The 19,507-nt window shown below is 64.7% G+C and carries 18 protein-coding genes; 16 read left to right on the top strand and 2 right to left on the bottom strand.

Going from position 1 to position 19,507, the window contains the following annotated elements; translation table 11 throughout:
- Window positions 1–9 precede the first annotated feature (9 nt).
- The 11 genes from leuC to accD all read left to right on the top strand — a co-directional run bounded on the left by leuC (window position 10) and on the right by accD (window position 12,514).
- On the top strand, window positions 10–1,431 hold the full coding sequence (gene leuC, locus AC07Z7_RS13890) for a 3-isopropylmalate dehydratase large subunit (protein WP_252657819.1): 1,422 nt from the start codon (window positions 10–12) through the stop codon (window positions 1,429–1,431).
- A 12-nt stretch (window positions 1,432–1,443) separates the two neighbouring features.
- Window positions 1,444–1,569: an entericidin A/B family lipoprotein gene (locus AC07Z7_RS13885; RefSeq protein WP_094285560.1), complete on the top strand. Its 126-nt coding sequence runs from the start codon at window positions 1,444–1,446 to the stop codon at window positions 1,567–1,569.
- Window positions 1,570–1,583: 14 nt separating this feature from the next.
- Window positions 1,584–2,234, top strand: coding sequence for a 3-isopropylmalate dehydratase small subunit (gene leuD / locus AC07Z7_RS13880; protein ID WP_494766578.1), 651 nt, complete (start codon window positions 1,584–1,586; stop codon window positions 2,232–2,234).
- 77 nt (window positions 2,235–2,311) lie between these two features.
- Window positions 2,312–3,388, top strand: a complete 1,077-nt coding sequence (gene leuB, locus AC07Z7_RS13875; protein WP_494766577.1) for a 3-isopropylmalate dehydrogenase — start codon at window positions 2,312–2,314, stop codon at window positions 3,386–3,388.
- A gap of 376 nt (window positions 3,389–3,764) precedes the next feature.
- A complete protein-coding gene (gene asd / locus AC07Z7_RS13870; RefSeq protein ID WP_494766576.1) occupies window positions 3,765–4,895 on the top strand; it encodes an aspartate-semialdehyde dehydrogenase in 1,131 nt (376 codons plus the stop codon).
- 298 nt (window positions 4,896–5,193) lie between these two features.
- Window positions 5,194–7,818, top strand: a complete 2,625-nt coding sequence (locus AC07Z7_RS13865; RefSeq protein ID WP_494766575.1) for a motility hub landmark protein FimV — start codon at window positions 5,194–5,196, stop codon at window positions 7,816–7,818.
- 53 nt (window positions 7,819–7,871) lie between these two features.
- Entirely contained in the window at window positions 7,872–8,693 is an 822-nt protein-coding gene (truA, locus tag AC07Z7_RS13860; RefSeq protein ID WP_494766574.1) for a tRNA pseudouridine(38-40) synthase TruA, read from the top strand.
- A complete protein-coding gene (locus tag AC07Z7_RS13855; RefSeq protein WP_494766573.1) occupies window positions 8,690–9,451 on the top strand; it encodes a phosphoribosylanthranilate isomerase in 762 nt (253 codons plus the stop codon). The genes truA and AC07Z7_RS13855 overlap by 4 nt, the downstream gene beginning before the upstream one ends.
- Complete coding sequence (gene trpB / locus AC07Z7_RS13850) at window positions 9,429–10,706, top strand: tryptophan synthase subunit beta (RefSeq protein ID WP_252657813.1); 1,278 nt, start codon at window positions 9,429–9,431, stop codon at window positions 10,704–10,706. The genes AC07Z7_RS13855 and trpB overlap by 23 nt, the downstream gene beginning before the upstream one ends.
- A complete protein-coding gene (trpA, locus tag AC07Z7_RS13845; protein ID WP_494766572.1) occupies window positions 10,703–11,512 on the top strand; it encodes a tryptophan synthase subunit alpha in 810 nt (269 codons plus the stop codon). The genes trpB and trpA overlap by 4 nt, the downstream gene beginning before the upstream one ends.
- Before the next feature lie 129 nt (window positions 11,513–11,641).
- The gene (gene accD / locus AC07Z7_RS13840; protein ID WP_252657811.1) at window positions 11,642–12,514 is read left to right on the top strand and encodes an acetyl-CoA carboxylase, carboxyltransferase subunit beta; all 873 of its coding nucleotides are present in this window, start codon (window positions 11,642–11,644) and stop codon (window positions 12,512–12,514) included.
- 120 nt (window positions 12,515–12,634) lie between these two features.
- Here the strand turns inward: accD and AC07Z7_RS13835 are convergent, their stop codons facing one another.
- Window positions 12,635–13,183 carry a YggT family protein gene (locus tag AC07Z7_RS13835; RefSeq protein WP_252657810.1) on the bottom strand — a complete coding sequence of 183 codons (549 nt, stop codon included), beginning with the start codon at window positions 13,181–13,183 and terminating at the stop codon, window positions 12,635–12,637.
- Window positions 13,184–13,279: 96 nt separating this feature from the next.
- Here AC07Z7_RS13835 and AC07Z7_RS13830 point away from each other — a divergent pair, with 96 nt between their 5' ends.
- Window positions 13,280–13,915, top strand: coding sequence for an LON peptidase substrate-binding domain-containing protein (locus AC07Z7_RS13830; protein ID WP_494766571.1), 636 nt, complete (start codon window positions 13,280–13,282; stop codon window positions 13,913–13,915).
- Between the two features lie 18 nt (window positions 13,916–13,933).
- Here AC07Z7_RS13830 and AC07Z7_RS13825 read toward each other — a convergent pair whose 3' ends face one another.
- Window positions 13,934–15,766, bottom strand: a complete 1,833-nt coding sequence (locus AC07Z7_RS13825; protein ID WP_494766570.1) for a polysaccharide biosynthesis protein — start codon at window positions 15,764–15,766, stop codon at window positions 13,934–13,936.
- A gap of 130 nt (window positions 15,767–15,896) precedes the next feature.
- Here AC07Z7_RS13825 and pseB point away from each other — a divergent pair, with 130 nt between their 5' ends.
- From pseB to AC07Z7_RS13805, 4 genes are all read left to right on the top strand, one after another.
- The gene (gene pseB / locus AC07Z7_RS13820) at window positions 15,897–16,913 is read left to right on the top strand and encodes a UDP-N-acetylglucosamine 4,6-dehydratase (inverting) (protein ID WP_494766608.1); all 1,017 of its coding nucleotides are present in this window, start codon (window positions 15,897–15,899) and stop codon (window positions 16,911–16,913) included.
- 2 nt (window positions 16,914–16,915) lie between these two features.
- Complete coding sequence (pseC, locus tag AC07Z7_RS13815; RefSeq protein ID WP_494766569.1) at window positions 16,916–18,073, top strand: UDP-4-amino-4,6-dideoxy-N-acetyl-beta-L-altrosamine transaminase; 1,158 nt, start codon at window positions 16,916–16,918, stop codon at window positions 18,071–18,073.
- On the top strand, window positions 18,070–18,993 hold the full coding sequence (locus AC07Z7_RS13810) for an aldo/keto reductase (protein ID WP_494766568.1): 924 nt from the start codon (window positions 18,070–18,072) through the stop codon (window positions 18,991–18,993). The genes pseC and AC07Z7_RS13810 overlap by 4 nt, the downstream gene beginning before the upstream one ends.
- Window positions 18,990–19,507, top strand: a 518-nt coding sequence (locus AC07Z7_RS13805) for a cytidylyltransferase domain-containing protein (RefSeq protein WP_494766567.1), incomplete at its 3' end; no start/stop codon positions are given. The genes AC07Z7_RS13810 and AC07Z7_RS13805, both read left to right, overlap by 4 nt.

The raw sequence follows: 19,507 nt of genomic DNA, 5'->3' as shown, positions 1-19,507 counted from the left end.
AGCCACGCCATGGGACGCACCCTGTACGACAAGATCTGGGACGAGCATGTCGTCCACACCGAAGAGGACGGCACCTCCATCCTCTACATCGACCGCCACCTGGTGCACGAAGTCACCAGCCCCCAGGCGTTCGAAGGCCTGCGCGAGGCGGGCCGCAAGGTGTGGCGCATGAGCTCCATCGTGGGCACGGCCGACCACAACACGCCCACCACAGGCTGGGAAAACGGCTACGACGGCATCACCGACCCAATCAGCAAAGAGCAGATCACCACGCTGAACGACAACATGGCGACGATCTCGCCCGCGGCGTTCTTCCCCTTCATGCACAAGCGCCAGGGCATCGTGCACGTGATCGGCCCTGAAAACGGCGCCACCCTGCCCGGTATGACGGTGGTGTGCGGCGACAGCCATACCAGCACGCACGGCGCGTTTGGCGCACTGGCCCACGGCATCGGCACGTCGGAAGTCGAGCACGTCATGGCCACGCAGACGCTGCTGGCCAAGAAGGCCAAGAACATGCTGGTGCAGGTGGACGGCACGCTGGCCAAGGGCGTCACCCCCAAAGACGTGGTGCTGGCCATCATCGGCAAGATTGGCACCGCAGGCGGTACGGGCTACACCATTGAGTTTGCAGGCTCGGTGTTCCGCGCCATGAGCATGGAAGGCCGCATGACCGTGTGCAACATGGCCATCGAGGCCGGTGCCCGCGCAGGCCTGGTGGCGGTGGACGACAAGACCATCGAATACGTCAAGGGCCGCCCCCTGTCGCCCACGGGCGTGGAATGGGACCAGGCCGTGGCGTACTGGAAGACGCTGCATTCCGATGCCGACGCGAAGTTCGACACCGTGGTCAAGCTCGACGCGGCCGAAATCGTGCCGCAGGTCACCTGGGGCACCAGCCCCGAGATGGTGCTGGGCGTGGACGCCCGCGTGCCGGACCCCGACAAGGAAAAAGACGCCAACAAGCGTGGTGCCATCGAGCGCGCGCTGACCTACATGGACTTGCAGCCCGGCAAGCCCATCAACGACATCACCATCGACAAGGTGTTCATCGGCTCGTGCACCAACAGCCGCATCGAAGACATGCGCGAAGCCGCCGCCGTGGTGAAGAACCTGGGCCGCAAGGTGGCCAGCAATGTGAAGCTGGCCATGGTGGTGCCCGGCTCGGGCCTGGTCAAGGAGCAGGCCGAGCGCGAAGGCCTGGACCAGATCTTCAAGGCCGCGGGCTTTGAATGGCGCGAACCCGGCTGCAGCATGTGCCTGGCCATGAATGCCGACCGCCTGGAGCCCGGCGAGCGCTGCGCATCCACCAGCAACCGCAACTTCGAAGGCCGCCAGGGCGCCGGTGGCCGCACCCATCTCGTCAGCCCCGCCATGGCCGCCGCCGCCGCCGTGCACGGCCATTTTGTGGACATCCGCCAATTTGCCTGAAGGAGCTTTGTCATGAAAAACACCGTCACCCTCATCGCACTGACCCTCGCCTTCGTGCTGGCCGGTTGCAACACCGTCAAGGGCGTGGGCCAGGACATCGGCAAAGCCGGCAGCGCCATCGAGCGGGCCGCCAAGTAGGACCAGAGAACGCCATGCAGAAATTCACCGTGCACAAGGGCCTGGTGGCCCCGATGGACCGCGAGAACGTCGATACCGACGCCATCATCCCCAAGCAGTTCCTCAAATCGATCAAGAAGACGGGCTTTGGCCCCAACCTGTTTGACGAGTGGCGCTATCTGGACAAGGGCGAGCCCGGCATCCCCGAAAGCCAGCGCAAGCCCAACCCCGACTTCGTGCTGAACCAGCCTCGCTACCAAGGCGCCAGCATCCTGCTGGCCCGCAAGAACTTCGGCTGCGGCTCCAGCCGCGAGCACGCGCCCTGGGCGCTGGACCAGTTCGGCTTTCGCGCCGTGATTGCACCCAGCTTTGCCGACATCTTCTTCAACAACTGCTTCAAGAACGGCCTCTTGCCCATCGTGCTGCCCGAAGCCACCGTGGCCCAGCTGTTCGACGAAGTGGCGGCCTTCCCCGGCTACCAGCTCACCATCGACCTGGAGCGCCAAGTGGTGGTGCGGCCGCAGGGCGGAGAAATCCCGTTCGATGTGATTGCCTTCCGCAAGTACTGCCTGCTCAACGGCTTTGACGACATCGGCCTGACCCTGCGCCAGTCCGACAAGATCAAGGCATTCGAGGCCCAGCGTCTGGCTACCAAGCCCTGGCTGGCACACACCATGGTGTCCTGAGCCCAAAAATACCCATCAAAATGGCCGTTTGCGCGCAACCAGATTGCCCAATCAGCTATCAAAATAGAAGCAAACCAATGAAAATCGCAGTTCTGCCGGGTGACGGCATTGGCACCGAAATCGTCGCCGAGGCCGTCAAGGTCCTGAAGGCACTCGACCTGAAGTTCGAAATGGAGTCTGCCCTGGTCGGTGGCGCCGCCTACGAAGCCCACGGCCACCCGCTGCCCGAGTCCACGCTCAACCTCGCCAAAGCGGCTGACGCCGTGCTGTTCGGCGCTGTGGGCGACTGGAAGTACGACAAGCTCGACCGCCCCCTGCGCCCCGAGCAGGCCATCCTGGGCCTGCGCAAGAACCTGGGCCTGTTCGCCAACTTCCGCCCCGCCATCTGCTACGAACAGCTGGTGGGCGCTTCGAGCCTCAAGCCCGAACTGATTGCGGGCCTCGACATCCTCATCATCCGCGAGCTGACCGGCGACATCTACTTCGGCCAGCCGCGCGGCCGCCGCGTGGCCACCGACGGCCACTTCCCCGGTGCCGAAGAGGCCTTCGACACCATGCGCTACAGCCGCCCCGAGATCGAGCGCATCGCCCACGTCGCCTTCCAGGCCGCCCGCAAGCGCAACAAGAAGGTCACCAGCGTGGACAAGGCCAACGTGCTGGAAACCTTCCAGTTCTGGAAGGACGTGGTCACCGACGTGCACAAGGAATACCCCGACGTCGAGCTGCAGCACATGTACGTGGACAACGCGGCCATGCAACTGGTCAAGGCCCCCAAGGCGTTTGACGTGGTGGTGACTGGCAACATGTTCGGCGACATCCTGTCGGACGAAGCCTCGATGCTCACCGGCTCCATCGGCATGCTGCCTTCGGCATCGCTCAACAGCAGCAACCAGGGCCTGTACGAGCCCAGCCACGGCAGCGCTCCCGACATCGCGGGCAAGGGCATCGCCAACCCGCTGGCCACCATCCTGAGTGCCGCGATGATGCTGCGCTTCAGCCTGAACCAGGAAGCCGCCGCCCAGCGCATCGAAGCCGCCGTGCAAAAGGTGCTGGCGCAGGGCCTGCGCACGCCCGACATCTACAGCGAAGGCACCACCAAGGTGGGCACCGCGCAGATGGGCGATGCGGTGGTGAAGGCACTGGCCGCACAATGATGCAGTGGACGCAGGCCTGCCGGGCCTGCCCCGCCCCCCCCCAAAAAGCGCCGCATTGCGGCGCTTTTTTATGGGCGCGCCCATCCCGCTGTGTCCTGAAAGCATCGCCCGGCCCGGGAAATCTGGGCAAGAAGCGCTCAAAACACGGTGATGGGGCCTTATCCGCTACAATCTCGCCCTATGTTTGCCGCCCGCCCGTTCGCCCTGAACACCGCTTCTGCCGCCCTGGCAGGCGTGGCCGTGCGCGCAATCACCACCAAAACCACGACCATTAAGGGCTGACTCAGCCTGGTTCGTCGTGCGCCCTTCCTGGCCAGACGAGCCAGGCGAGCAGTCCCGGTCGGGCACTGTTTCTTACACTGAAAGGGGCGTTGAAATGAGCAAGTTGGTAGGGTTGGTCGGCTGGCGCGGCATGGTCGGCTCGGTCCTGATGGACCGCATGGAACAAGAGAAGGACTTCGATCTGATCGAGCCCATGTTCTTCTCCACCTCGAATGCAGGCGGCAAGGCCCCTGCCCAGGCCAAGAACGAGACTGCTCTGCAGGACGCGTTCAACATCGAGGCCCTCAAGCGCTGCGAAATCATCATCACCGCCCAAGGCGGCGACTACACCAACGAGGTGTACCCCAAGCTGCGCGCAGCGGGCTGGAACGGCCACTGGATCGACGCCGCCTCGTCCCTGCGCATGGAAAAGAACGCCGTCATCGTGCTCGACCCGGTGAACATGCCCGTCATCAAGAACGCGCTCGCCAACGGCGGCAAGGACTGGATCGGCGGCAACTGCACCGTGAGCTGCATGCTGATGGGCGTGGGCGCACTGTACAAAGCGGGCCTCGTCGAATGGATGAGCACCCAGACCTACCAGGCCGCTTCGGGCGGCGGTGCCCAGCACATGCGCGAGCTGCTCACCCAGTACGGCACACTGAACGCCGAAGTCCGCGCCCTGCTGGATGACCCCAAAAGCGCCATCCTCGAAATCGACCGCAAGGTGATCGCCAAGCAACGTGCCCTGACCGGTGCTGAGACCGCCAACTTCGGCGTGCCCCTGGGCGGCTCGCTGATCCCCTGGATCGACAAGGACCTGGGCAACGGCATGTCCAAGGAAGAATGGAAGGGCATGGCCGAGACCAACAAGATCCTGGGCCAGGGCGAAGGCTTCAACTCTGCCGCCATCCCCGTGGACGGCTTCTGCGTGCGCGTGGGCGCAATGCGCTGCCACAGCCAGGCGCTGACCTTCAAGCTCAAGAAGGACGTGCCCGTGGCCGATCTGGAAGCCATGATCGCTGCCGACAACGAGTGGGTGAAGGTGGTTCCCAACACGCGCGAAGCGACCATCCAGGACCTGACACCCGTGGCCGTGACCGGCACCATGACCATCCCCGTGGGCCGCATCCGCAAGCTGGCCATGGGCCCCGAGTACGTGGGCGCCTTCACCATCGGCGACCAGCTGCTGTGGGGCGCCGCCGAGCCGCTGCGCCGCATGCTGCGCATCCTGCTGGACGCTTGATTCCAGGGCCCAATGGCCCTCCTCCCAAAGCGCGCATACCCCCGTATGCGCGCTTTTTCACGTCCAGACACCAGACACACTCCGTTACGGGACGTTGGCAATTGGCAACAACCGGATGCCCCAAGTTGGGGCCCCGATACCCCTCTCAAAGCTTCGGCGCCACCTCAGCTTGTCAGTGCAAAACATTGATGCTATGGTGCTTTTTACATATTTTCACGCGCCGGGGCGGGACCAGACCATGACAAAAAAAGCACCGCTCGTCCGAGCCGCACAAAATCCTCATCAGTTGTTGGCAAACATGCATCGTTGGAAATTCTCTGTCCTGGCGGCTGCGGCCGTGGCTTGCTCTGGTTTTTACGCCAGCGATGCATCCGCCCTGGCACTGGGCCGTATCACCGTGCAGTCCGCCCTGGGCGAACCCCTGCGTGCAGAAATCGACCTGCCCCAAATCACCCCGGCCGAAGCCGACACGCTGCGCGCCACGGCAGCCGCCCCCGAAGTGTTCCGCGCCCAGGGCATGGAATACACCCAGGCCATGAACAACCTGCAGATCCAGCTGCAGCGCCGCCCCGATGGCACGGCCGTGTTGCGCCTGACCAGTGATCGCCCCGTGAACGAGCCCTTCCTGGACCTGGTGCTGGATGCCAATTGGGGCACCGGCCGCCTGGTGCGCAGCTACACCATGCTGTTCGACCCACCGGCCCTGCGCCGCCCTGCGCCTGCGGTCACGGCCTCGCCCCAGATTTCAGCCCCCGCAGTGCAAGCCGCGCCTGCCGTGCGTGCGCCAGCGGCACCAAGGCCCACCGAATCCGCTGCCGCACCGGCTGCGCCCCGTCCTGCGGCCCCTCCGCGCCCAGCCCCCACGGATGGCGTCACCGTCCAGGCTGGCGACACGGCCGGCCGCATCGCCAATGCCTACAAGCCCGCAGGCGTGTCGCTGGACCAGATGCTGGTCGCGATGATGCGCGCCAACCCCGATGCGTTCATCCAGGGCAATGTCAATCGGATCAAGGCGGGCGCTGTGCTGCAAATGCCCGACGAGGCCGCAGCCCAGTCGACAACGGCACCCGAGGCGCGCCAGATCCTTGCGGCGCAGGCGCGCGACTTCAACGATTTCCGCCGCAAGCTTGCTGGCGCAGCCCCGTCCACCGAAGTTGCAGCCGCACAGCGCTCGGCCTCTGGCTCTGTGCAAACCCGGGTGGAAGACAAAAAACCCGCCACGGCGGCGCCCGACAAGCTCACGCTTTCCAAGGGCTCGGTGAAGGGCCAAAAGGCCGCTGAAGAGCAGGTCGCCAAGGACAAGCAGGCGGGTGAAGCCGCCACCCGGATGGCCGAGCTGTCCAAGAACATCACCGACCTGAACAAGCTAGGCGCAGCCTCGTCCGCCGCAGGTGGCAGTGCCGCCCCTGCAGCCGCAGGCGCTGCCAGTGCTCCCGCTGGCGTGGCTGTGCAAGCACCCGCCGTACCTGCCACGCCCACAGCCCCAACCGCCCCCGAGGCTCCGGCATCGGCGCCTGCAGCCGCAGCCAGCGCACCTGCAGAAGTATCGGTTCCTGCAGAAGCGGCCGCCTCGGCACCTGCAGCCGAAGCATCCGCCCCTGCACCGGCTCCAGCCCCAGCGCCTGCGCCCAAGCCAGCCCCGGCCCCCGCACCGGTCGAGGAGCCCGGCTTCCTGGCCAGCCTGATGGATGATCCACTGCTGCCGATCGGTGGCGGGATCGTGCTGGCAGGTCTGCTGGGATATGGCGCCTACCGCGTTGTCCAGCGTCGCCGCCAGAACAACGGCGTGGACAGCTCCTTCCTGGAAAGCCGCATCCAGCCCGACTCCTTCTTTGGCGCCAGCGGTGGCCAGCGTGTGGACACAGCCAACAGCGATATGACCACTGGCTCGTCCATGGCCTACTCGCCGAGCCAGCTGGACGCCGGCGGCGATGTGGACCCCGTGGCCGAGGCCGATGTCTACCTGGCCTATGGCCGCGACCTGCAGGCCGAAGAAATTCTGAAAGAAGCCGTTCGCCACAACCCGGGCCGTGTTTCCGTGCACGTCAAGCTGGGTGAAATCTACGCCAAGCGCCAAGACCGCAAGGCCCTGGAGGCCGTGGCCGGCGAGGTCTTCAAGCTGACCCAAGGCGAGGGCCCGGATTGGGCACGCATCGCCGAACTGGGCCGCGACCTGGAGCCCGACAACCGGCTGTACCAGCCTGGCGGCCGCCCCGGCATGGGTGAAGACGAGTCGCCATCGCTGCCCCCTGGCGGCTTCCCCAGCACCTTCACCGGCGCAGGCAGCCCTGCCGCAGCCCTGCCACCCGACCTGGACCTGGATCTCGACCTGGACTTGCCCGATGACGCGTTGACCGACGCACCTCCCGCTGCGCCCGGCGGATTTGCTGCGGCGGCTGCCGCTGCCACCAGTGCCCGTGGCAACACGCCGTCGGACGCGGACGAGCCCCCCACCCTGCGCCCTGAATTGGATCTGCCCCCACCGTCCGCAGAGCCTCCCGCCGCATGGAACAGCCCTGACACGTCGCCCAGCCCCATGGCGCCCCCTCCGGTGGCCGACCTGGACTTCCCCAGTGCTGACGACCTGAGCATGGCCCCTTCCGGACCCATGCCGCTGACGGGTGACACCAAGGACTCCAGCCCCATGGAATTCGACCTGGGCGAGCTGTCGCTGGACCTGAATGCGCCCACCAAGCCCATGGCAGCCCCAGCAGCCAAGGCACCAGCCCCGGTGGCCGATTCCTCGGACGATGGCTCCGCCGCCGCGCAAGACGACCCCTTGGCCACCAAGCTGGCGCTGGCAGAAGAGTTCAACGCCATTGGCGACACCGATGGTGCCCGCACGCTGATTGAAGAGGTGGTTGCGGAATCCAGCGGCGCCCTCAAGACCCGCGCCCAGCGCATGCTGGCCGAACTGGGCTGATGCTGCCCCCTCAGGCACGCACAACCCCACCCACCCCGTCCCCAGGCCACCCCATGACGCGGGTGGCACTGGGTGTCAGCTACAACGGCCAGGCCTACAGCGGCTGGCAAAGCCAGCTGTCGGGCAACACGGTTCAGGACAAACTCGAAGCGGCCCTGGGCCGCTTTGCCACGCACCCCGTGAGCACCCTGTGCGCTGGCCGCACCGATGCAGGGGTGCATGGGCTGATGCAGGTGGTGCACTTTGACACTCTGCTTCAGCGGCCTGCATCGTCCTGGGTGCGGGGCACCAACACCTTTCTCCCGGCCGACATTGCCGTTCAGTGGGCACAACCCGTCCCATCGGATTTCCACGCCCGCGCCAGCGCCGTAGCGCGTCGTTATGCCTACGTGCTCCTGCAATCGCCTGTGCGGCCGAGCGTGGATGCCGGGCGTGTGGGCTGGGTGTTCCACCCGCTGGACCACAACGCCATGCGGCAGGCGGCCGACATTCTGCTGGGCGAGCATGACTTCACGTCCTTTCGCGCCTCTGCCTGCCAGGCCAAGTCGCCCATCAAGACGCTGCATCGCATCGACATCACCCGCCGGGGCCTGAGCCATGCCCACCCGGAACTGGGCTGGAGCCCCTGCTACTGGCGCTTCGAGTTCGAAGCCAACGCTTTTCTGCACCACATGATCCGCAACATCATGGGTTGCCTGATTGCCGTGGGCCGGGGGGACCAACCGCCCGAATGGATGGCCCAGGTGCTGGCTGCACAGTCACGCGACGCGGCCGCACCAACGTTTTCGCCCGACGGGCTGTATTTTCAGGGCCCGGTCTATGAAGCCCGCTGGGGCCTGCCCCAGCGCACGGCTGCGTATGATTGGCTGCCATGAAAGCACAAGACATCGCCCCCCTTCCCCCCGCCCGCACCCGCATCAAGATCTGCGGCCTGACCCGCGAGGAGGACGTGGATGCGGCCGTGGCCGCAGGTGCCGATGCGATCGGCTTTGTGCTCTACGCCCCCAGCCCCCGTGCGGTCACTCCGGCACGCGCAGCCCAGTTGGCCAAACGCCTGCCTCCGTTTGTGACCCCGGTGCTGCTCTGCGTGAACGAGACCGCTACCAATGTGATAGCTGCAAGCGCTTTGGTAGCGGGCGCAACCATCCAATTTCATGGTGATGAATCGCCCGAGGACTGCCTTGCAGCCACCGGCCAGGGCGCCAGGCCCTACCTGCGGGCAGCACGCATTCCCCTGGGTGATGGTGCCGCCCGGTTCGACCTCGTAAAATACGCGAACGATTATTCTCACGCCCAGGCCATCCTGCTCGACGCCCATGTCGACGGTTATGGCGGCGGCGGCAAGGCATTCAATTGGTCACTCCTTCCACCAAGCGTCAGCTCTCACCTCGTTTTGTCTGGTGGACTCACGCCTGCAAACGTGACCGATGGCATTTTGCAAGTCCGCCCGCGTTGCAAAACGCTGGCGGTTGATGTCAGCTCCGGCGTCGAGGCCACGGACCCAAACAGTCCCGATGGTCAGCCCCTGAAGGGCATCAAGGACGCCGGAAAGATCGAGCGCTTCATCGCCGCCGTGCGCGCGGCCGATGCCCAACTTGCAAAGAACCCTCATGAATTCCTATCAGCAACCTGATGCTTCGGGCCACTTCGGCCCTTACGGCGGCAGCTTCGTCAGCGAAACCCTCACCCACGCGATCCAGGAACTGCGCGACGCCTACGCCCGCTACCAGAACGACCCGGATTTCCTGGCCGAATTCGCTTACGAACTCAAGCACTTCGTGGGCCGCCCCTCGCCGGTCTACCATGCTGCCCGCACCAGCCGCGAGCTGGGTGGCGCGCAGATCTATCTCAAGCGCGAAGACCTCAACCACACCGGCGCCCACAAGATCAATAACGTGATCGGCCAGGCCATGCTGGCCAAGCGCATGGGTAAGCCCCGAGTGATCGCCGAGACCGGCGCTGGGCAGCACGGCGTGGCCACGGCCACGATCTGCGCGCGCTATGGCCTCGAATGTGTGGTCTACATGGGCTCCGAGGACGTCAAGCGCCAGAGCCCCAACGTCTTCCGCATGAAGCTGCTGGGCGCCACCGTGGTGCCGGTCGAGTCGGGCAGCAAGACGCTGAAAGACGCGCTCAACGAGGCCATGCGCGACTGGGTGGCCAATGTGGACAACACCTTCTACATCATCGGCACCGTGGCGGGCCCGCACCCCTACCCGATGATGGTGCGAGACTTCCAGAGTGTGATCGGCAAGGAGTCCATCGAACAAATGCCCGCCATGCTGGCCGAGCAGAAGATCGCCGCCGAGCAGCCCGATGCCGTGATCGCCTGCGTGGGCGGCGGCAGCAACGCCATGGGCATCTTCCACCCCTACATCCCGTTCGAGAAAACGCGCCTGATCGGCGTGGAGGCCGCTGGCGAGGGGCTGGACAGTGGCAAGCACTCGGCATCGCTGCAACGCGGCAGCTCCGGCGTGCTGCACGGCAACCGCACCTTCATCCTGCAGGACGCCAACGGCCAGATCACGGAAACGCACAGCATCAGCGCGGGCCTGGACTACCCCGGCGTGGGTCCCGAACATGCCTGGCTGCAAGAGATCGGCCGCGCCGAGTACGTGGGCATCACCGACAAGGAAGCGCTTGCAGCCTTCCACCACCTGTGCCGCACCGAAGGCATCATTCCGGCGCTCGAATCGAGCCACGCCTTTGCCCACGCCTTGAAGCTCGCGCCCACCATGCGACCCGACCAGTCCATCCTGGTCAACCTCTCGGGGCGGGGCGACAAGGACATCGGCACCGTCGCCGATTTGTCGGGTGAAGATTTCTACGACCGTCCCTCCATGCGCGGCCTGACCGTCAAGGGTGCCCCAGGAGACGCCAAGCCATGAGCCGCATCCAGACCACTTTCGAACAGCTGAAAGCCCAGGGCCGCAAGGCACTGATTCCCTACGTCACCGCAGGCTTCCCGTTTGCCGACATCACACCCGCCCTCATGCACGGCATGGTCGAAGCTGGCGCCGATGTGATCGAGCTGGGCGTGCCGTTTTCCGACCCCATGGCCGACGGCCCCGTGATCCAGAAGGCCGGCGAAAAGGCCCTGAGTCTGGGGGTGGGCATGGTGCAGGTGCTCGACCACGTGCGCGAGTTCCGCAAGCGCAACACCACCACCCCCGTGGTGCTGATGGGCTACGCGAACCCGGTGGAGCGCTATGACCAAGTCCATGGTGAGGGCGCCTTCGTGCGCGACAGCGCCGAAGCCGGGGTTGATGGCGTGCTCATCGTGGACTACCCGCCGGAGGAGTGCGAGCAGTTTGCCGCCAGCCTGCGTGCGCACAACATGGACCTGATCTTCCTGCTGGCGCCCACTAGCACGGATGAGCGCATGGCCCAGGTGGCGCGCGTGGCCAGCGGCTATGTGTACTACGTGTCGCTCAAGGGCGTGACCGGCTCGGGCGCACTCGACACCTCGGCCGTGGAGCAGATGCTGCCCCGTATTCGCCAGCATGTGACCATCCCCGTGGGCGTGGGTTTTGGTATCCGCGACGCAGCCACGGCCCAGGCGATCGGCAAGGTGGCGGATGCCGTGGTCATCGGCAGCCGCATCATCCAGCTGATCGAAGACCAGGAGCATGCCAAGGTGGTGCCCCTGACCATCGACTTCCTGCGCGGCATTCGCAAGGCTTTGGACGCCTAGACACCTGGACGCATAATGCAGCCCGGCGCGCCCGCACCCCACCCGGTGCGGCGCGCCACAGATTCCACCCGGCCTGCCCCTGGCGCTTCAAGCGCCCCCACAGGCCGAGCCACCGAAGAGGAGAACACCATGTCCTGGCTCGAAAAACTTCTGCCCTCCAAGATCCAGCAAACCGACCCCACCGAGCGCCGCCAGGTGCCAGAGGGCCTGTGGATCAAGTGCCCAAGCTGCGAGACGGTGCTCTACAAGGCCGACCTGGAGCACAACCAGAACGTCTGCCCCCACTGCAGCCACCACCACCGCATTGGTGCCCGTGCGCGCCTGGACGCCTTCCTCGATGCGGAAGGCCGCTACGAGATCGGCCAGGAAGTGCTGCCGGTCGACGCCCTCAAGTTCAAGGACAGCCGCAAGTACCCCGAGCGCCTGAAGGAAGCCCTGGAGAACACTGGCGAGACCGATGCGCTCATCGTCATGGGTGGCGCGGTCAAGAGTATCAACGTGGTGGCGGCCTGCTTCGAGTTTGATTTCATGGGCGGCTCCATGGGCTCCGTGGTGGGCGAGCGCTTCGTGCGTGGCGTGGAAACCGCCATCGAGCAGAAGGTGCCTTTCATCTGCTTCACCGCCACCGGCGGCGCGCGCATGCAGGAAGGCCTGCTGTCGCTCATGCAGATGGCCAAGACCAATGCCGCTCTCACCCGCCTGGCCAAGAAGGGCCTGCCCTATGTCAGCGTGCTGACCGACCCGACCATGGGCGGCGTCTCTGCTGGTTTTGCCTTCGTCGGCGACATCGTGATCGCCGAGCCCAAGGCCCTGATCGGCTTTGCCGGTCCGCGCGTGATCGAATCGACTGTGCGCGTGACGCTGCCCGAGGGCTTCCAGCGCGCCGAATTCCTGCAGACCAAGGGCGCCGTGGACTTCATTTGCGACCGCCGCGAACTGCGCAACACCGTGGCCAGCAGCTTGGCCATGCTGCAGCGGCTGCCGGCGGATGCAGTGATGTAACTAAAAGCCCGCAGATGCAGAGTGAGCGGCCCCGCCTATCTGGCGCGGCCGCTCTTTTTTTGATAGCTACTCAGGCTTACCCATTGCGCGCAGGGGCCGTTTTTAAGTAGCTCTTCCGGCTCAACGCATGACGCTGGCCTGTAAATGGCCCAGCACAATCATGACCACCTGCAGCAACACCAGCACGGCCAGGGGCGACAGGTCGATACCCCCCACCAGCGGGATGATCCGGCGAAACGGCCGCAGGACCGGTTCGCACAACCGGGCAATCACATCGGACAGCGGTGAACGCGCCTGCACCCAGGACATCACGGCGTAGACAATCAAAAGGCCGATCAGCCCCGAAACCGCCACCCGCGCCAGGCCAAACAGGGCCAGCCACGGCAGCCAGGCCCATGCAGAAGCAGCCCCAAGCAACAAAGTCAGCAGGGAGTACTGCACCAGCTGCAGCAATGCCGCAGCCACCAGGCTCGACACATCCCAGCGCCCCACAGGCGGAATCACCCGGCGCAGCGGCATGATCAGCCAATCGGTGAGGGCAAACACCAGCCCCCCGACCGGGTTGGCGAACGGAACACGCTGCCACTGCATGTACAGCCGCAACAGGCAAGCCCCCGTGAGCAAGCCACCAACAACGTCGAGCAGGAAAGAAGCAATCTGAAAGAGCATGGGTGGAAAAGGGGCGGAGGGAACAAAAAACAAGGGCGGGACTGAAAGCGGGTTGCGCCGTGGGATGATAGCGGGCCAAGGCGCCTCACCCCGCTCATGTCCCAAGCCCTCACACTGTCGTCCCTGCCCCTTTTCCCGCTGAACTCCGTGCTGTTCCCCGGTGGCGTGCTGGCGCTGCGCGTGTTCGAGGTGCGCTACCTGGACATGGTGCGCAAATGCCACCAGGCAGGTGCGCCGTTTGGCGTGGTCTCCCTCACCCACGGCCACGAAGTGCGCCAGGCGGGCGCACCCGAAGAGCGCTTCAACGATGTAGGCACCCTGGCGATCATCGAACAGCTGGATTACCCCCAGCCAGGCCTGATCACCCTGCTGTGCCGCGCCAGCCAACGTTTTCGCATCACCCAGCGCCATCACCTGCCCCACGGCCTGTGGACCGCCGATGTGGATCACGTAGACCCCGACCTCCCGGTACCCGTCCCAGGCGACCTCAAGAAGGCGGCCACCGCACTGGCGCAGGTGCTGCACACACTCCGACAACGCGACCCCGAAACCCCCAACGCCATCACGCCCACCGAAGCGCAACTGGACGATTGCGGCTGGGTGTCCAACCGGTGGTGCGAGCTGTTGCCCGTGCCGCTGGAGCTCAAGCAGCGCTTGATGGAGCTTGATAACCCTCTGGTGCGGTTGGAGCTGGTGGGGGATGTGTTGGAGAGGACGGGGATTGCGCAGTAGACACCGAATCACCACAACTTAACGAGCAGTGTATTCGGGCACTTGAGTCCGCAACCAAGAACGAAGTTCGGGCGCTGAAGGCTCAACGCCCAGATCCCCAATACTCCGACGCACAGCCTCCGGGTCAACACCACCCATAGCATCGGTTTTGGCAACGTGCAGTTTGGGATGAGGCGTGGGCTCTGTAGTCTCCCCATTGGCCAGCAGTTCTTCATAGAGTTTTTCACCCGGTCTCAGACCCGTGAAAACAATTGGTATTTCGTGCTCTGCCTTACCAGACAAACGAATTAGGATCTTGGCCAACTCCACAATTTTGATCGGTTCCCCCATATCCAAAACAAATATTTGCCCCGACTTACCCATCAGGCCAGCCTGCAAGACCAGTTGAGCAGCCTCAGGAATCGTCATGAAATAACGAACAATGTCCGGATGGGTCACCGTCAGCGGACCGCCTCGTGCGATCTGCTCAGTAAACAAAGGAACAACCGACCCACTTGAGCCCAAAACATTCCCAAATCGCACTGCAACAAAGCTTGTGCCAAGGTATTCGGAGGCCACAGCCTGCATCACCCGCTCTGCAAGCCTCTTGCTCGCGCCCATCACATTGGTCGGATTGACTGCCTTATCCGTGGAAATCAGAACGAAACGCGCAGCCCCAACCAAACCCGCCACATGCGCAGCATTCATTGTGCCCAAAACGTTTGTACGCAACGCCTCGATTTCATTTAGCGACTCCATCAGAGGAACATGCTTGTAGGCGGCCGCATGGAACATCGCCATTGGCCGATGAAGGCGTGCGATAGCATGCAAGCGCTCTACTTCACGCACGTTGGCGGTGTAGTACATACACAGCATCTGCGGGTGCGCCTCGCGCAACTCCTGCTCCAGGCGATAGATAGAAAACTCGGAGATATCAACACAAATGAGGCGCGCGACACCAAAGCGCGCGATCTGCCGACACAGTTCTGCCCCAATGGAGCCGCCTGCCCCTGTGACCAAAACCGTCTGACCCGAAAGTAGATCCGCCAGTCCCTCAACGTCAAGCGCCACCGCATCACGCCCAAGCAAGTCCTCCAGTTCAACGCGGCGCAGCCCAACCGACGGGCGCATCCACTCATCGGGGCGGGGCATCGCAAGCAGCACAAGACCGACACCAGCGGAATGCTGCAAGACATCGCGCCTCGCCTGCGAACCTGGAGGACATGCCATCAGCACCGTATTCGCACCTGTGGCGCCAGCCAGACGGGCAATGCTCTCAGGCCCCCCGAGCACCGGCACGTTCTGGATTGAACGCCCCACTTCAGTGGGCACCGGTGACAGGATGCCAACCGGAGTCCATTGATTGAGTACACCAAGGGTGCGCAGCGCGTCGGAAGCATCCTGGAGCGAGCCCACAATGAGCAGAGGGGTACCTGCCAGCGCCAGCGTACGTTGGCGCTCAGCCAGCATGCGCCACCCTGCGCGCAAAGCACCGAGCAAGGTCAATGCAAGAACGGGATGCATTACAAGCACCGAGCGCGGCACGGCAGAGTAGCGCAGCATCGTAATCGCAGCGACCGTGAAAAGCGCCCCTAACAACACACCCGCACCGAGCTGACGCAATTCCGGCAACCCCGTGAATCGCCACACCTGCCGGTAGACACGGCGCAAGGCCAGTCCGAAGACAAAGCAGGCCGTAGCAATCCCAGACGTACGAGCCACGAGTGGCAAGACTTCCCATGGAATGTCAAAGTTGTAGCGCAGAAGAAAGGCCATCCACCAAGCGGCCATGACAAGAACGACATCTACGCTGACCTGCACAGGATTTGGACCGCTCAGAAAACGGGCGAGACGTGATTGCTTTAGCTGCACAAGGGTGTAGGGAGATGAAGATATTGGAATCAGGCGCCAAGATCCACCGACCTGTTGACATCGACTATTATCTGGCAAAGATACCAGATACCCAGTGCACGACGAATCCGAGACAGGCCTCCCTCACAACATGTTTAGCGGAAAATCTATACTAATCACCGGAGGTACCGGGTCGTTCGGCAGAAAATATGTCGAAACTTTGTTGAAGAACAACAAACCAGGACGTATCGTCGTTTTTTCGCGCGACGAGTTAAAACAGTACGAGATGGCGCAGCGCTTCAGCGCCCCCTGCATGCGCTACTTCCTCGGCGACGTGCGTGACTACGAGCGCCTCTCCCAGGCAATGAAAGGCATCGACTACGTCATTCATGCCGCAGCGCTCAAACAGGTGCCCGCCGCAGAATACAACCCCATGGAGTGCATCAAAACCAACATCCATGGCGCCGAAAACGTGATCCGCGCCGCGATAGCGAACAATGTCGAAAAGGTCATCGCCCTCTCTACCGACAAGGCAGCCAACCCGATCAATCTCTATGGGGCCACAAAGCTGGTGTCCGACAAGCTCTTTGTTGCGGCCAACAACTTGGTGGGTAGCGGCCGCTCGCGCTTTGCTGTGGTGCGCTACGGCAACGTGGTCGGCTCGCGCGGTTCCGTAGTCCCTTTTTTCGAGAAGCTCCTGGCCGAGGGCGCTTCCAGCCTCCCGATCACCGACACCCGCATGACTCGTTTCTGGATCAGCCTACAGCAGGGCGTCCATTTCGTGCTGGACAAGTTCACACGAATGCACGGCGGTGAAATTTTCGTGCCAAAAATCCCCTCCATCCGCATGATTGACCTCGCCGAGGCGATGGCCCCCGGCGTCGCGCAGCACGAGATCGGCATACGCCCTGGCGAGAAACTGCACGAGATCATGTGCCCCGCCGACGATTCGCACCTCACGCTGGAATTCACGGACCACTACGTAATTCGCCCTACGATCAAGTTTTACGGCGAGGCGCTCGACTACGTCACTGACGCGCAGGGCGCCAGGGGAACGCCGGTCAAACAGGGTTTCGAATACCATTCCGGCAGTAACACTCATTTCCTCTCGGTCCCCGAGATCCGCGCGTTCAACGCGCAGGCGATGGAAAGCGACTCAGGGCATTGAGCATGATTCCCTACGGCCGTCAGGACATCAGCGGCGAAGACATCGAAGCCGTCGTGCAAGTGCTCCGCTCGGACTACCTGACGCAGGGGCCAGAGATCGAGGGCTTCGAGCGGGAGACTGCGGCGTTTTGCGGAGTCCCCCACGCCATCGCCGTCAATAGCGCCACCTCCGCGCTGCACATGGCCTGCGCGGCGCTCGGCGTCGGACCCGGCGACATCGTCTGGACCAGCCCCAACAGCTTCGCTGCCTCGGCGAACTGCGCTCGCTACTGCGGTGCCGACGTCGACTTCGTCGACATCGACGATGACCTCAACATGGACACGACCGATCTTGCCGCGCGGCTCGCCAGTGCGCGCACTGAGGGTCGGCTGCCGAAAGTCGTGATCCCCGTCGATTTCGCCGGCCGCTCCTGCCGCATGCGCGAGATCCGGGCGCTGGCCAACGAATACGGCTTCGCGATCGTCGAGGACGCGTCGCATGCTATTGGGGGCACGTTCGGGGGCACTCCGGTGGGCGGCCACGGGCTGGCGGACATCACAGTCTTCAGCTTCCACCCGGTCAAGATCATCACAAGCGGCGAAGGCGGCATGGCGGTGACCCACAGCGCGGCGCTCGCACGGCGCATGCAGCTCTTCCGCACGCACGGCATTACGCGCGACCCCACGGAGATGACGCACGCCCCCGACGGCCCCTGGTACTACCAGCAGATTGGTCTCGGCTTCAACTACCGCATCACCGACCTACAGGCAGCCCTCGGCCGCAGCCAGCTGCGCCGCATCGCCGGTTTTGTCGAGCGCCGCCACGAGGTCCGCCGCTTCTACGACACCGCTCTCGCCGCGAGCGGCCTCGGCCTGCCACCGCCCGACGTGGACTGCCGGTCGGCCATGCACCTCTATCCCGTGCGCGTTCCCGCTTCGCTCGCCGGTGGCCGCGACGCCGTGTTCGCGCGCCTGCGGGCGGCGGGCCTGGGCGTGAACGTGCACTACATCCCGATCCACACGCAGCCCTACTACCAGGCGCTCGGCTTCGGCTGGGGCGACTTCCCGCAGGCCGAGGCGTACTACCGCGAAGCCATTTCGCTACCCATGTACGCAGCCATCACGCCGGAGCAGCTGGCCACCGTGATTGATACCGTCCTGGCGGCGGTGGCGCCGCAATGACCGCCGCACCACCCCAGCGGATCGCACTGGGAACGGCGCAATTCGGGTTCGACTACGGGATCACCAACGCCGGCGGCCGGCTAGGCGACGACGCCGCGCGCGAAGTGCTACGCGCGGCCGCGGCGCACGGCTGGGCGCTCCTGGACACCGCCGGCGGCTACGGAGACAGTGAGGAACGCCTCGGCGCGCTGCTGCGCGGCCAGACGGGCTCGTCCTGGGAGATCATCACGAAGACCCCCGCCGCCAACAAGGAGAACTTCGCCGCGCACGACCTCGCGCCGTTCCAGGCCGCATGGGCGGCTTCCCGATCGCGGCTAGGCGTTTCGCCCGGTCAGCCCCACGCCCTCCTCGTGCACCACGCGGACGACCTCCTCGTACCCGGTAGCGAGCGGCTGCACGACTGGCTGCTCTCTCTGCGGGAAGAAAGCGTCGGCCCGCGCATCGGCGTCTCGGTCTACGACGATGCGCAGGTCGACGCGCTCTTCTCGCGCTACGGCGGCCGGGCGCGTCCCTTCGATATCGTGCAGCTGCCCGCTAGCATCGCCGACCAGCGGCTGGTCCGCGGCGCCACGGCCGAAACGCTGCGCCGGATGGGCGTCGAAGTTCATGCCCGTTCGCTCTTCCTGCAAGGCCTGCTCCTTGCCGCGCCGGAGTTCGCGGAAAGCCGCTTCCCCGGCCGCGGCGAATGGGTGCGGCGGCTGCAGGCCTGGGCGGGTGGCCACGGCCTCACGCCGGTGCAGGCCTGCGTGAGCTTCTTCCGCTCCAGCCCCTCGCTCGGCGTGGCCGTCATCGGCGTCACCAACGCGCAGGAGTTGCGGCAGATCGCCCAGGCGTTCGCCACAGCGCCCGTGCTCGATTGGGGCGAATGGGCCGACAACGATCCGCGCTGGGTGGACCCGCGCCGCTGGGGTAAGCCATGAGCGATACACCCGTCCTCGCCATCCTGCAGGCCCGTATGAGCTCCAGCCGCCTACCGGGGAAGGTGCTGCTGCGCACCTGCGGCAAGCCGCTCCTCGCGCACCAGACGGAGCGCGTACGGCGCTGCAAGGCAGTTTCGCACCTCGTGGTCGCCACGAGCACCGACGCCAGCGACGACCCGATCGAACAACTCTGCCGGGAATTGGGCGTGGACGTGCACCGCGGCAGCATGGACGATGTACTGGACCGTTTCGCTGGCGCCGCGCGGCCGTTCGGCCCCGAATGGGTCGTGCGGCTCACTGGCGACTGCCCCCTGACCGACCCTGTGGTGATCGACCGCGTGGTCCGCGTAGCCATGGTGGGCGGGTTCGATTACGTATCGAGCGCGCTGAACCCCACCTTCCCGGACGGCCTGGACGCGGAGTGCCTGCGCGCCCCCGTTCTGGCGGCGGCCGCAGTCGAGGCCCGCCTGCCAAGCGAGCGCGAGCATGTGACCGCTTTCGTCTACAGTCGGCC

It is taken from the genome of Acidovorax sp. GW101-11A03 (assembly GCF_059424825.1).
Note: the sequence above shows the minus strand (reverse complement) of the source record. Positions and strands in the feature narration are given on the sequence as shown.